Origin of the sequence: Staphylococcus simulans (assembly GCF_025561465.1) — a bacterium.
Lineage (GTDB): Bacteria > Bacillota > Bacilli > Staphylococcales > Staphylococcaceae > Staphylococcus > Staphylococcus simulans.
In genome coordinates this window covers 1,280,725-1,294,916 of sequence record NZ_CP095100.1, presented here as the reverse complement: position 1 = coordinate 1,294,916, position 14,192 = coordinate 1,280,725, and the positions used below count along the sequence as shown (strand labels likewise).

The following is a 14,192-nucleotide window of genomic DNA, read 5'->3' as shown; positions in this document are numbered from 1 at the left end:
GTTTAATAAAAGTGAAGTATAAATAATAAGTTAGGATAAAAGATAGAAATAGTTAAAAAGCTGATAAAAATAAAGGGGATAAGTGGCTCTTCTAATATTGTACGCTTCGTGAACAAACGAAACATTATCATAAATAAACCACCAATAATAAAAGTCATACAGAATATCATGAGGAAAAATAAATAAGGAAAGACGAGACTGAGTAAAGTGAAAATTAAAATGTCTCCGTACCCTATCGCATGAGGTGCAAGTATAAATAAAATGTGAAGCAAAATTACAATAACAATTTGTGTTATAAACACCTTTGGCGCTAAGGCTATGACAACTATAATAAAAATTAAAACAAAGTGGACGGGAATCGTATGTGTATGCATATCATACAGTGCAGCAACGAGCAGAAATAAATATAAAGCAAGAAATAATGCAGAAGATGGGTAAATTACATTGAAAACAAGCAAACCGATTGGCAATAACGCAAATAATTCACCAATAACATGTAATTTAGAGAGTTTGTGCCTACAATACCGGCATTGACCTTTTAATATCACAAAACTAATAATCGGAACTAAATCATACCATTTTAAATCACGATAACACGTTTCACATTTTGAACGTTGTTTCATATAACTGAAGTTTAACGTTTTAACAAAACACAGTTGATACAAAAAACTTTCAAGCACTGAAGTGATTAGGACAGCTACAATAACGTGCAGAAGCTTCACCTACTTTCTGAAATATCAACGTTATTATACGTGCTAGGAAGGTCATTTTCAAATAGTATGTATAAAATATTTTATTTTAAGTTTTTACGAACAAACACCATATATAATTGTCATTTTTACATGCAGAAAACATTAAAAACTCCTTCTGAAATGGCCGTGAATAAACGTCATCTCAAAAGGAGTTTAGTATTTAATATTTAATTAAAGCCATTAAGCTTCAAAGTTCACTTTTGCTTTCACTTCACTGATGAAGTATAAGCTGCCAGTAATAACCAATGTATCGCCTTCATAATTCTCTACAAAGTCTACATAGTCATCAATTAAAATTGGATCAAAATGTTCTGCTTCATTTGCGATTTCTTCTTTTGGCTTCGCACGATAGAAATCAAAGTCTGTGATATAAACATGATCTGCAATTTGTCCTAAATCTTCTAACATATGATGAATTGGTTTGCCGCTTACAGCTGAGAACAAAATATCAACCTTATCTTTATGATAATAATTTTGAATTGTACTCACTAATGCATCGATGCTTTCATTGTTATGAGCGCCATCAATAATCATAAGCGGTTTTTCTTTAACTTCTTCAATACGCCCTGTCCAGCTGACTTCTTCCATAGCTTTAATCATTTTATTGAAGTCTAACTGAATTTGTCCCGCTTCAAACATCACAATTAACGCTGTAATCGCTAAAGCTGCATTTTCTTTTTGATGTTCGCCAAGCATATGCAACGCTATGTTTTCTAATTCATAATCTTTAAAGCGATACGTAAATTCATCTTCTTCTGAAACAACAGAAATATCTTTATCCAACTCATAAGCAGGCGCTTGTTGTTTTTCTGCATATTCGCTTAAGTATTTTAAAGCATCATCTTCTTTAACAGAATAAACAAACGGCGTATCCGCTTTAATGATATCACCTTTATCTTTAGCAATATCCAAATAAGTTGAACCTAATAAATCTGTATGATCTAAACCAATGCTCGTTAGAATTGTCAAAATAGGTGAAAATACATTTGTCGAATCATTTTTAATACCAAGTCCTGCTTCAACAATCACAAAGTCTACAGGTCGGATCGCGCCGAAGTATAAGAACATCATCGTTGTTATAATTTCAAATTCAGTCGCTGTTCCATATTCAGTTTCCGCTTCCATCTCTTCACTTACCGGCTTCACACGAGCAACCAGGTCAACGATAACATCATCGCTGACTGGCGACCCGTTTAAGCTGATTCTCTCATTGAACGTTTCAATATAGGGTGAAGTAAATGTACCGACATCATAACCATTCTCGACAAGTGCAGCACGTAGATATGCGACTGTAGAACCTTTGCCATTTGTTCCGCCGACATGGATGCCTTTAATGTTTTGTTCTGGATGACCTAGGCGTTCTAGCATCCACTCCATGCGTTTTGTGCCTGGTTTGATACCAAACTTATTTCTTTCGTGTATCCAATATAAGCTGTCTAGGTAATTCATTATCAGGACTCCTATGCTTTTAATTGTTCAATTCTAGCTTTGACGCTATCATATTTTTCTTGATAATCTTCTTTTTTGGCACGTTCTTCATTGATAATTTTTTCAGGCGCTTTATTAACGAAGTTTTCGTTTGATAATTTTTTATCGACACGATCAAGTTCGCTTTGCCATTTATCTAATTCTTTTTCTAAACGTGCAATCTCTTTATCCATATCGATTAAACCTTCTAATGGTAAAATCACTTCACCTGCACCGACTACAGAAGTCATTGCTTTATCAGGTGTTTCGATATCTGTTGAAATGATTAACTCGCTTGGGTGGCCGAAGCGGTCAATGTAATGTTTATTTTCTTCAAGCATTTGAGTGATTTCCGCATTTTTCGTTTTAATATAAATCGGAATTGCTTTTGAAAGCGGTGTGTTCACTTCTGAACGAGCTTGACGGACAGCTTTAATAATTTCTACGACATATTGCATCGCTTGTTTACTGTCTTCATACATAAATTCAGTTTGAACTTGTGGCCAAGCGCTTGTCACAATTGTTTCACCTTCATGCGGTAAGTTTTGCCAAATTTCTTCTGTCACAAATGGCATATAAGGATGCAACATACGCATTGTACGGTCTAATACATAAGATAAGACTGAACGTGTAACTTGTTTTTGCGCTTCGTCTTCACCATTCATTGGAATTTTACTCATTTCGATATACCAGTCACAGAATTCATCCCAAATAAAGTTATATAAAGCACGTCCAACTTCACCAAATTCATATTTATCACTTAAGTCAGTTACCGTTTTAACTGTTTCGTTTAATCGCGTTAAAATCCATTTATCAGCAAGTGATAAGTTTTGAGATAAGTCGATATCTTCAAATTTGAAGTCTTCACCAATATTCATCAAGCTGAAACGTGCAGCGTTCCAAATTTTGTTAATGAAGTTCCAAACTGATTCTACTTTTTCAGTTGAGTAACGTAAATCGTGACCTGGAGATGAACCTGTAGCTAAGAAGTATCTTAAGCTGTCTGCACCATATTGGTCGATAACATCCATAGGATCTACACCGTTACCTAATGATTTACTCATTTTACGGCCATCTTCCGCACGAACTAAACCATGTAATAATACATCGTTGAAAGGACGTTGATCTGTAAATTCTAATCCTTGGAAAATCATACGTGCAACCCAGAAGAAGATAATGTCATAACCTGTAACTAATGCATTAGTTGGATAGTAGCGTTCAAAATCTTTTGCTTCAGTATCTGGCCAACCAAGTGTTGAGAATGGCCATAAAGCACTAGAGAACCATGTATCTAGTACATCTTCATCTTGTGTCCAATTTTCAATATCTTCTGGTGCTTCTTCTCCTACATAAATTTCGCCTGTTTCATTATGATACCAAGCTGGGATTTGATGACCCCACCATAATTGACGTGAAATTGTCCAGTCACGGATATTTTCCATCCATTGATTAAATGTATGTTCAAAACGTTCAGGTACAAAATTCACACGATTATCTGTTTTTTGATTATCAAGTGCACGTTTTGCTAGAGGTTCCATATTTACGAACCATTGTGTAGATAAGTAAGGTTCTACGATGGCACCGCTTCTTTCAGAATGTCCAACAGCATGTGTGTGATCTTCAATTTTAATCACTAAGTCTTCTGCTTTTAAGTCTTCTACTAATTGGTCTCGACATTCGAAGCGGTCCATACCTTCGTATTTACCAGCTTTGTCGTTCATTTTACCTGATTCATCCATGACGATAATAGATTCAAGGTTATGTCTTTTACCTAATTCAAAGTCATTAGGGTCATGTGCTGGTGTTACTTTCATAGCACCACTACCAAATTCAACGTCTACATATTCATCCGCTAAAATTGGCAACTCACGACCGACAATCGGCAAAATAACTTTTCTGCCAATAACATCTTTATAACGTTCATCATTAGGGTTAACGACAATTGCAGTATCCCCTAACATTGTTTCAGGACGTGTTGTAGCAATTTCAATATATCCTTCGCCATCAGCGTAAGGATATTTAAAATGATAGAATTTACCTGGTGTGTCTTCGTGAATAACCTCAATATCTGAAATCGCTGTTTTCGCAACAGGGTCCCAGTTGATAATACGTTCGCCACGATAAATTAAACCTTTGTTATACATATCTACAAAGACTTTTTTAACCGCTTTACTTAAACCTTCATCTAATGTGAAGCGTTCTCTATCATAATCAAGTCCAAGACCTAATTTTGCCCATTGTTGACGAATAAATGAAGCATATTCTTCTTTCCAGCTCCAAACTTCTTCTAAGAATTTCTCACGACCTAAGTCATGTCTTGAAATACCTTGTTCTTGTAATTTTGCTTCAACTTTTGCTTGTGTCGCAATACCCGCATGGTCCATACCAGGCAGATACAATGTATCGTAACCTTGCATACGTTTCATACGTGTTAAAATGTCTTGTAACGTTGTATCCCAAGCATGACCTAAATGTAATTTACCAGTTACATTCGGAGGTGGGATAACAATCGTATACGTTTCTTTTGATGTGTCTCCGTTAGGTTTGAAATAGCCTTTCTCTACCCATTCTTGATAGCGTCCAGCTTCAACCTCATTCGGATTGTATTTTGGTTTCATTTCCATAGGACAATTCCTCCTTAAAATAAAAAACACCCGTTCCTATACATAGGACGGATGTTCCGTGGTACCACCTAAATTCAACATAGTTCATCTATATTGCACTTCATAATGATTAACGCTCAATACACGCTTTAACCTACTGTACTGTTCAGCTAAAGATCTAAGCGGGCTACCTTCAACAGCATCAATTATGTATTTTCACCAACCATACATTCTCTTTGAAATTAATCAACTGTCTACTCTTCCCGAAATCATATTCTCTACTAATTTATAGTATAATAGAACTCTAAAATAAGTCAATGCGAAGGAATGAAATTTTATGAATGAATGTGCATTCAACACAACTGATCCACTCTATATTGAATATCATAATAAAGAATGGGGTCAGCCGCTTTATGATAGTCAAAAATTATTTGAACTAATGGCTCTAGAATCACAACATGCGGGACTTTCTTGGTTAACGATTTTAAAGAAACGTTCTGCATATCGTGATGCTTTCTATCAATTTGACCCTCATAAAATTGCACAAATGACAGAAAAAGATATTGATGAACTCATGGAATTTCCTAATATCGTTCATTATAGAAAGAAGTTAGAAGCAATTGTCAGCCAAGCAAAAGGCTATATTCAAATTGAAAAAGAACATGGCAGTTTTAGTGATTTTCTGTGGTCATACGTTGATAATCAGCCGATTGATTTGCGTTATCGTTCATCTAAAGACCGTATCACCGTTGATGAACGTGCTAAAAAAATGTCTAAAGACTTAAAGAAATATGGCTTTAAATTTATGGGTCCTGTAACGATGTTTTCATTTTTAGAAGCAGCAGGTCTCTATGACGCCCACTTGATTGGTTGTCCTTATAAGCCATCAAAACAGTAGGAACACGGTTGTGTTCCTATTTTATTTTAAAATTTAAAATTGTCGTAAAATTCTCTCTATTTTATGCTAGAATATCAACTATATTAAATTTTAAGGGGGCATTTTATGGAATGGTTAAAATTAATAGGTATTCTAGTTATTATTATCGGATTCCTATTTAAGTTTGATACGATTGCGGTTATTTTAGCTGCTGCAATTGTAACCGGACTTGTATCCGGTATGGATTTCTTTGAAATATTAGACGTCCTCGGCAAAGCTTTTGTCGATAATCGCCTGGTATCTCTTTTCTTATTAACCTTACCTATGGTTGGTTTAATTGAACGATTTGGATTAAAAAAACAAGCAACCGTATTAATCGGAAAGGTTAAATCCATGACCAGCGGACGTTTATTATCCTTATATTTATTAATTAGAGAAATTGCAGGACTCGCTTCCATTCGGATCGGAGGTCATCCTCAATTCGTACGTCCGTTAATTAATCCGATGGTTCAAGGGGCATTGAAAACAAAATATAATTTAAAACCTGAACAAATCGATGAAAAAGATGTGGAGAAAATTAAAGCAGAAGCTTCGGCTATGGAGAACTACGGTAACTTCTTTGGCCAGAATTTATTTGTAGGTGCTGCTGGCGTACTTTTAATGGTCGGTACATTTAATTCACTTGATATTAAAGTCAATGCGGTCAGTTTAGCGCTTGCTTCTGTACCAATCGCAATCATCACAATTCTGATTGTCGTAGTTAAAAATATTTTGTTAGACCGTTACTTAGAACGTAAATACAGAAACAAGGAGGATCAAGCATGAGTCAACATACATTAGATACTATCCTTGAGTTCTTTTATATTTTAATTGGTATCCAATTACTTTATACAGCCTACCGTGTATTGCGAGATCCAAACAAAGAAAAACGTATTGGCACTGCACTCTTTTGGGTATTGCTTGCGATAACATTTATTTTTGGACCGTATATACCAAACGTAATCAATGGTGCACTTATCTTGTTAATGGGACTATTAACATTAACGCGTCAGGTTACTATCAAAAACATTGTGGACGTTACTGAGGAACAAGGTAATCAAGGCGCTGAACGTTTTGGCAATAAACTCTTTTGGCCAGCAGTTGTTTTAGCTGTTGTAGCTGTCATCATTTCAAACTGGACACCTCTTGGTGGCGCTATTGGCTTAGGAATTGCTTCAGTTGTCGGTTTGATTGCTGCGTATTTCATTATCAAGCCTAAAGCAAAATACATGTTATATGACAGTGATAGATTGACACAACAAGTTGGAACAGTTGGTATCTTACCGCAATTCTTAGCAGCATTAGGAGTACTATTTACAGTCAGCGGTGTTGGAAAAGTGATTTCTAACGGTATTTCAAGTTTCTTACCTGAAGGCAATCACTTAATTGGCGCCACTGCGTATATATTAGGTATGGTCATTTTCACAATGTTGATGGGTAATGCATTTGCAGCTTTTACTGTTATTACCGCAAGTATTGGTATTCCTTTCGTCATTGCACAAGGTGCTGATCCTGCAATTGCTGGTGCACTAGCGATGACTGGTGGTTTCTGTGGTACTTTATTAACGCCAATGGCCGCAAACTTCAATACATTACCTGTTGCTTTATTAGAAATGAAAAATGAATTCAGTGTCATCAAAGCACAAATCCCAGTGGCTTTCATATTAATCTTAGTACATATCGGATTAATGTATTTCTGGGCATTTTAATAAACAGATAAAGGAGAAGATAACATGAATATTTTAGTTACAGCTTTTAATCCGTTTGGTAAAGAAAAAACAAATCCAGCTTTAGAAGCAGTGAAGTTATTACCAGAAACAATCGGTGAACATACGATTACGAAATTAGAAATCCCTACTGTATTCAACGAATCCGTTGAAGCTATTAAACAACAACTTAAAATTGAAACATATGATGCGGTACTTGCTATTGGACAAGCTGGCGGCAGATTTGATTTAACACCCGAACGTGTCGGCATTAATGTAGATGATGCAAGAATTGCAGATAATAAAGGTAATCAACCCATTGATGAAGTTATTCAAGAAGATGGCGCACCTGCTTACTTTTCAAATATGCCAGTAAAACGCCTGACACAAGCGATTAAAGATGCAGGTGTTCCTGCTTCACTTTCAAATACTGCAGGAACTTTTGTATGTAATCATGTACTCTATCAATTAGGATATTTGCATGCGACTACTTTCCCTTATATTCAATTTGGTTTTATTCATGTACCGTTCATTCCTGAACAAGTCACGAATAAACTGAATACACCTTCTATGGCGCTAGATACTATTGTTAAAGGGTTGGAAGCGGCAATCTCAGAGTTATCAGCAGATAATCGTGATGAAACTATCGCATTAGGTGAAACACATTAATTTAATAAGATGTATACAAAATAACCGCCTCATCGGGCGGTTATTTTCATGTGCTACTTATTCAGTTTACGCTCAGTATAGCTTAAGAAATATTTTATGATTGGCGCGATTAAGAATAAAATGAAGAAAATTCTAAAGATATGGAAACTAGAAATGATGGCTACATCAGCATGTGTTTCCATCGCAACCAAGACAATTTGACTCATACCTCCGGGTGCTGCACCTAAGAATAAATCATTTAACGGCATATGATTAAAGAGTGATATTAAATAGACCATGACACCAGCTAATAAGATGAGCATTACATTTTGGAAAGCAATAGCAACTGCCACGCGTCCTTTTAAATCATTCATTAATTTAGAAATTTGAATACCGATTCTAATCATATAGGCAATCTGTGCTGCCGCAATTAAATAGTTATCCAGTGAAAATGTTTCATTCGTAAACATGTTCCAAGCAATTAATACCACAATTGGAGCCAGCAATTGCTTCGTTGGAAAATTAATTTTTGCCATTACAAAGTAAACGATCGCAATAGCAACAATCAACAATACGATTTGTCCAATATTCAACACGTGAGTGAGCGGTTCAAGTTCCACCAATTTACTGCTAGATGCTTCTCCGCTTCCACTCGACATAAAATAAGACATCATTGGAACCAAGATGACTACGAAGATAACACGTGAAGTCTGTGTTAAACTCACTACTAATATATTGGCACGCTTGTCTTCCTCAGCCATAATTAACATCTGGCTTAATGCTCCAGGAATAACACTTAACAATGCTGTTTCATTATTTACTTTTGCAATCTTTTTAAAGAAATATGCAATCAGTATTGCCATCCCCAACAGCAACACTGTTACTAAAACAATAGATAACCAGTTTTGCGTAATATCATTTAAAACCGTCCGTGTAAATGTGGATCCAATTTGTACCCCTAGTAAAATTAAACCCAACTGACTGAGCCAAAACGGCCATTCTACTTCCAACTTGAAGACTCGGATACAAATGATACTTGCGATTATAGGACCAAACATATAAGGCAGCATGATATTCATTGCAGATAGAATCAAACTGATAACGATTGCTAGTAATAATACGATAATATTATTACGCAATTTTTTATTCATTGATTACCACTACCCTTATCCCACTACTTTTCATTCATTATCATCATAACACGCTTTATACGAAAGTTATAAGAATTGATTTCTAACCGATATTATAATCGTTCACAAAAATAATTTATACAAAAAGAGAGTGAGACACCTAGAATTTGATGTCTCACTCTATAATTAAGTGAATTTATATTATTTATTTGTGACGCGTTCAAATGCTTTATCAAACGCTTCAATTGTTCTCTCAATATCTTCTTTTGTATGCGCAGTAGATAAGAATGTACCTTCGAATTGAGATGGTGGTAAGAAGACGCCTTCTTTAGCCATTTCACGATACATTTCTGAGAAGAGTTTCAAGTCACTTTGGTTTGCTTGAGCAAAGTTAGTCACTGGACCTTCATTTAAGAAGTAACCAATCATTGAACCTGCTCGGTTAACTGTTAATGGTACATTATGTTTTTTCGCAACTTTTTTCAAACCTTCTTCTAAAATATCTCCAAGTTCATTGAAGTATTCGTAGCTTTCTGGTGTAAGTTGACTCAATGTTTCATAACCACTTGTCATTGCTAATGGGTTACCTGATAATGTACCTGCTTGATAAATTGAACCAACTGGCGCAATTTTATCCATAATTTCCGCTTTACCGCCGAATGCACCGACTGGTAAACCGCCACCGATTACTTTACCTAAGCAAGTTAAGTCAGGCATAACATCGAAGTAACCTTGTGCACAGTTATAACCAACTCTGAAGCCAGTCATAACTTCGTCAAAGATTAATAATGAACCATACTCATTCGTGATATCTCTTAATCCTTGTAAGAAACCTTCAATTGGTGGAACAACCCCCATATTACCTGCTACAGGTTCTACAATCACGCCGGCAATGTCATCGCCATACATTTCAAACGCTTGTTTAATCGCATCTAAATCGTTATAAGGCACTGTAATCGTACTTTTTGCTGTTCCTTCAGGTACGCCAGGAGAATCTGGTAAACCTAAAGTCGCAACACCAGAACCCGCTTTAATTAAAAGTGAGTCACTATGACCATGGTAGCAGCCTTCAAACTTCACGATTTTATCGCGGCCTGTGTAACCTCTAGCCAAACGAATTGTATCTTGAGTTGCTTCTGTACCTGATGAAACCATTCTGACTTTTTCAATTGATGGTACACGGTCGATTACAAGTTCTGCCAATTTAATTTCTTCTAATGTAGAAGCACCAAAACTTGTACCTTTATCGACTGCTTTATGCAAGCTGTCAATCACTTGTTTGTTTTCATGACCTAAAATTAAAGGTCCCCAGCTTAATACATAATCAATATACTCATTTCCATCGATATCATAGATTTTAGAACCTTTACCATGATCCATAAAGATTGCTGGCATATCTACAGATTTAAATGCACGAACTGGACTATTCACACCGCCGGGCATTAATTGTTCTGCTTTTTTAAATGCTTCAATAGACTTTTCGTAACTCATTTATTTGTCCTCCTTATCTAAATAACGACAAACATCTTTCGCGAAATACGTAATAATCATGTCTGCACCTGCACGTTTCATTGAAACCATTTGTTCCATAACGTTACGTTCTTCGTCAATCCATCCTTGTAATGCAGCTGCTTTAACCATACTGTATTCACCGCTGACATTATATGCGATAACTGGAACATTCGTTCTTTCTTTAACATCTCTGATAATGTCTAAGTAACTTAACGCAGGTTTCACAATCATCATATCTGCACCTTCTTTTAAGTCACTTTCAAGTTCAAGTAGTGCTTCACGACGGTTAGCTGAATCCATTTGATATGTTCTGCGATCACCAAATGATGGTGTTGATTCAGCAGCATCACGGAATGGACCATAGAAACTTGATGCATATTTAATACCATAGCTCATGATTGGAATATTGTAGTAACCTGCATCATCTAAACCTTTACGAATTTCAGTCACAAAACCATCCATCATATTACTTGGCGCAATAATATCAGCACCCGCTTCTACTTGAGAAATTGCTGTTTTCACAAGCAATGGTAATGTTTTATCATTATCAACATCATGTGTATGATCATCAATTAAACCGCAGTGGCCATGATCTGTATATTCACATAAACATGTATCTGCTAACACTAACATGTCTGGATAAAGTTTTTTAGATTTTCTAGTTGCCTGTTGAATGATACCTTCATGTGCATAAGCACCTGTACCCACTGAATCTTTTTCATTTGGGACACCAAAGAACATCACCGCTCTGATACCTAAATCATAAGCTTCTTGCAATTCTTCTTCTAGGTGATTCAAGCTGATTTGATAAATCCCTGGCATAGATGGAATTTCTTGTTTAACATCGTCTCTTTCTACGACAAAGATAGGATAAATCAAATCTTCTTTACGTACGTGATTTTCTCTTACAAGACTGCGCATTGATTCATTAATACGTAATCTTCTGTGTCTATCAAAACTCATTTAAGATTCCTACTTTCTTTTATTGTATAGATTAAACCATCAATTGTTTGTTTTCGTGCTATGACAGCATCATAACCATTTTTACGAACTGTTTCATAAGTTGGTAGACCAATAGCATAACACTCAAAATCAGGTTGTACTTGGCATCGTTTCAATGCTTTAAAAAAGTTCTCAGCGGAAGATGAACTCGCAAATGCAATACCATCAGCTGACTGTTCTTTTAACAACTTAATCGCATAAAGAATATTCTGTTGATGCTCAACAGGTTCATATAAATCAATTTTTACCACATCTGCCCCACGTTCTTTTAATACCTCTTCTAATATAGGTCGTGCTGCTTTACTGCTGGGTATAAAAATAGAGGCTCCTTTTTTGAACGTAAACTTATCTAGAAATCCTTCTTGTGAAAAATCTTCAGGACAAAAATCTACTTCTATACCATGTTGTTCACAAAAGCGTTGTGTTTTTTCACCTATAACTGCTACCTTTTCATAGCGTAATAGTGAAAGATACGGTAAAAAATATCGCACTGCATTTTTAGAAGAAAATACAAGCCAAGTATAAGAACGATTTAATACAGAATCATCAAAAGCGAGTGGTTCTAATTTAATAAAAGGCAAATGTATCCATCCTTTATCTTCTGTTGGCATTGAACTAGATTGCGTCATTATGACTGATGCACTCATAGCAATTCATCTCCGACTTATAGATTAGGCTTCATCATTTAATGCTTTAATGATTTCATATGCACCTTGTTCTTTCAAGACATCACTTGCTGCTTTGCCAAGTTCAACTGGGTTTTGTCCGTTAACTGTATGTTCAAAGCGTTGTTTACCGTCAGGTGACATGATCAAGCCTGTAAATGTTAGCTGTCCGTCATTATCAACAGTTGCGTAACCTCCAATAGGGACTTGGCAACTACCGTTCATTTCTTTAAGAAACGTACGCTCTGCAGTAACGCATTCTGCTACGCTTTGATTATGCACTTTTTTCAACAGATCTAAAAGTTCTTCGTCATCACTACGACATTCAATTCCTAGTGCACCTTGACCGATTGCTGGAATGAGTAAATCTGGTTGTAAATACTCGGTAACGATATCATCAGACCAACCCATTCTACGTAGGCCTGCAGCTGCGAGAATAATCGCATCATAATCTTCAGTTTCTAGTTTATTAAGTCTTGTATCGATATTACCTCTAATCCATTTGATTTCAAGATTAGGGTATTTTGCTAGAATTTGTGCGCCACGTCTTAAAGAACTTGTACCAACAATGCTACCATCCGGTAAATCTGCAAGTTTCACATGATTTTTAGAAATAAATGCATCAAATGGAATTTCTCTATCAGGAACACAGCCAAGTGTTAGCCCTTCTGGTAATTCACTTGGCACGTCTTTTAAAGAGTGAATGGCTAAATCAATCTCATGGTCAAATAAGGCTTGTTGTATTTCTTTAACAAACAAACCTTTACCCCCAACTTTAGAAAGTTGTCTATCTACAATCTGATCACCTTTTGTGACGATTTCTTTGATTTCAATATCTAAATCTGGTTGTACCTCTTTTAACTTTTCAATAAATTGACGACTCTGAGTCAATGCCAATTTACTTCTTCTTGAACCAACGACAAGCTTACGCATGCCAACGTCCTCCTCTGCATAAGGTTATACTTTATCCGAAGAAATTCGGAAAATGAGAAATAAACAATAAGTTGAACATACTGAAAAGATAAATCAGCATATTAAATAAAACATGATTTAAAGGGCTTACCCATTTTCTTGTTCGTAAGAGAATGTAGATACCATAACAAATCATTACAATTATTGAAGATACCACTTTAGGATCTAGCAAAATATTGAAACCTATTGTCTGAAAACCCCATTGTGCGCCTAAAATTACTCCGATAATTAAAATAACTAATCCGATGACTGTTGAATAAAACGTCATCTTTTCTAAGCTGTACACACTACCTATTCTAAAATATTTTTGATCGAAATGCTTGTGTTTAAGGTTACGATACTGCAATACATATAACACACCATTTACAAATGCGAGTGAAAATAATGCATAACTGATAATGGCCAGCGAGACATGTATAATCAACAATTCATGATTAACATTGAATTCTGCATCTCGAATATATGTTTCATTTGGTCTGAAGGTATGTATCGACATCACAACAAACCCAATGGCATTAAACAAAAATATAGAAAAGTCTAAATGTTTTACAACACTGATGACTATAGAAATCGATAAAATCATCCAGTTCAAAAAATAAAACACATCAAAGACCGAACCGAGCGGAACCGCTCTGGCCATATTGATATATAAAGACAAAGAGATTGTTTGCAGTAACCAAACAATCCCTAGTGTGTAGAACCCTAAGGTTCTAATTTTATGATTCTTTTTAAAAAAATCATAAAAATAGCAAGAAATACTGAGTAAATAAATCAGCAAGGTTACTTCATGGAAACGCACGAAAAATATATCTTGCATAT

13 protein-coding genes and 1 other annotated feature are annotated in these 14,192 nt (G+C 35.6%); of the genes, 4 read left to right on the top strand and 9 right to left on the bottom strand.

The window, feature by feature from the left end; all coding sequences use genetic code 11:
* Positions 1–2: 2 nt before the first annotated feature.
* The 3 genes from MUA87_RS12870 to MUA87_RS05975 all read right to left on the bottom strand — a co-directional run bounded on the left by MUA87_RS12870 (position 3) and on the right by MUA87_RS05975 (position 4,843).
* The gene (locus MUA87_RS12870; RefSeq protein WP_394356888.1) at positions 3–680 is read right to left on the bottom strand and encodes a prepilin peptidase; all 678 of its coding nucleotides are present in this window, start codon (positions 678–680) and stop codon (positions 3–5) included.
* Positions 681–932: 252 nt separating this feature from the next.
* Positions 933–2,201 (bottom strand): bifunctional folylpolyglutamate synthase/dihydrofolate synthase, encoded by a 1,269-nt coding sequence (locus MUA87_RS05980; protein WP_023016075.1) that lies wholly within the window; start codon positions 2,199–2,201, stop codon positions 933–935.
* 11 nt (positions 2,202–2,212) lie between these two features.
* Complete coding sequence (locus MUA87_RS05975; RefSeq protein WP_060804786.1) at positions 2,213–4,843, bottom strand: valine--tRNA ligase; 2,631 nt, start codon at positions 4,841–4,843, stop codon at positions 2,213–2,215.
* Between the two features lie 40 nt (positions 4,844–4,883).
* Positions 4,884–5,097: a binding site (T-box leader), on the bottom strand.
* A 62-nt stretch (positions 5,098–5,159) separates the two neighbouring features.
* On the opposite strand from MUA87_RS05975, the gene MUA87_RS05970 reads away from it, so the two are divergent.
* The 4 genes from MUA87_RS05970 to pcp all read left to right on the top strand — a co-directional run bounded on the left by MUA87_RS05970 (position 5,160) and on the right by pcp (position 8,113).
* Positions 5,160–5,720: a DNA-3-methyladenine glycosylase I gene (locus MUA87_RS05970; protein ID WP_002481139.1), complete on the top strand. Its 561-nt coding sequence runs from the start codon at positions 5,160–5,162 to the stop codon at positions 5,718–5,720.
* 105 nt (positions 5,721–5,825) lie between these two features.
* Positions 5,826–6,524 carry a DUF969 domain-containing protein gene (locus MUA87_RS05965; RefSeq protein ID WP_023016078.1) on the top strand — a complete coding sequence of 233 codons (699 nt, stop codon included), beginning with the start codon at positions 5,826–5,828 and terminating at the stop codon, positions 6,522–6,524.
* Complete coding sequence (locus tag MUA87_RS05960) at positions 6,521–7,447, top strand: DUF979 domain-containing protein (RefSeq protein WP_023016079.1); 927 nt, start codon at positions 6,521–6,523, stop codon at positions 7,445–7,447. Before MUA87_RS05965 ends, MUA87_RS05960 begins: the two co-directional genes overlap by 4 nt.
* Before the next feature lie 24 nt (positions 7,448–7,471).
* Positions 7,472–8,113, top strand: a complete 642-nt coding sequence (gene pcp / locus MUA87_RS05955; protein WP_262551388.1) for a pyroglutamyl-peptidase I — start codon at positions 7,472–7,474, stop codon at positions 8,111–8,113.
* A gap of 53 nt (positions 8,114–8,166) precedes the next feature.
* Here the strand turns inward: pcp and MUA87_RS05950 are convergent, their stop codons facing one another.
* The 6 genes from MUA87_RS05950 to MUA87_RS05925 form a co-directional block, all read right to left on the bottom strand.
* A complete protein-coding gene (locus tag MUA87_RS05950) occupies positions 8,167–9,243 on the bottom strand; it encodes an AbrB family transcriptional regulator (protein ID WP_002481143.1) in 1,077 nt (358 codons plus the stop codon).
* A gap of 180 nt (positions 9,244–9,423) precedes the next feature.
* The gene (gene hemL, locus MUA87_RS05945; RefSeq protein WP_107540378.1) at positions 9,424–10,713 is read right to left on the bottom strand and encodes a glutamate-1-semialdehyde 2,1-aminomutase; all 1,290 of its coding nucleotides are present in this window, start codon (positions 10,711–10,713) and stop codon (positions 9,424–9,426) included.
* The gene (gene hemB / locus MUA87_RS05940; RefSeq protein WP_262551387.1) at positions 10,714–11,697 is read right to left on the bottom strand and encodes a porphobilinogen synthase; all 984 of its coding nucleotides are present in this window, start codon (positions 11,695–11,697) and stop codon (positions 10,714–10,716) included.
* On the bottom strand, positions 11,694–12,383 hold the full coding sequence (locus MUA87_RS05935; protein ID WP_262551386.1) for a uroporphyrinogen-III synthase: 690 nt from the start codon (positions 12,381–12,383) through the stop codon (positions 11,694–11,696). Before MUA87_RS05935 ends, hemB begins: the two co-directional genes overlap by 4 nt.
* Positions 12,384–12,407: 24 nt before the next feature.
* Positions 12,408–13,334: a hydroxymethylbilane synthase gene (hemC, locus tag MUA87_RS05930; protein WP_002481147.1), complete on the bottom strand. Its 927-nt coding sequence runs from the start codon at positions 13,332–13,334 to the stop codon at positions 12,408–12,410.
* A 31-nt stretch (positions 13,335–13,365) separates the two neighbouring features.
* Positions 13,366–14,190, bottom strand: a complete 825-nt coding sequence (locus tag MUA87_RS05925; RefSeq protein ID WP_002481148.1) for a cytochrome C assembly family protein — start codon at positions 14,188–14,190, stop codon at positions 13,366–13,368.
* Positions 14,191–14,192 lie beyond the last annotated feature (2 nt).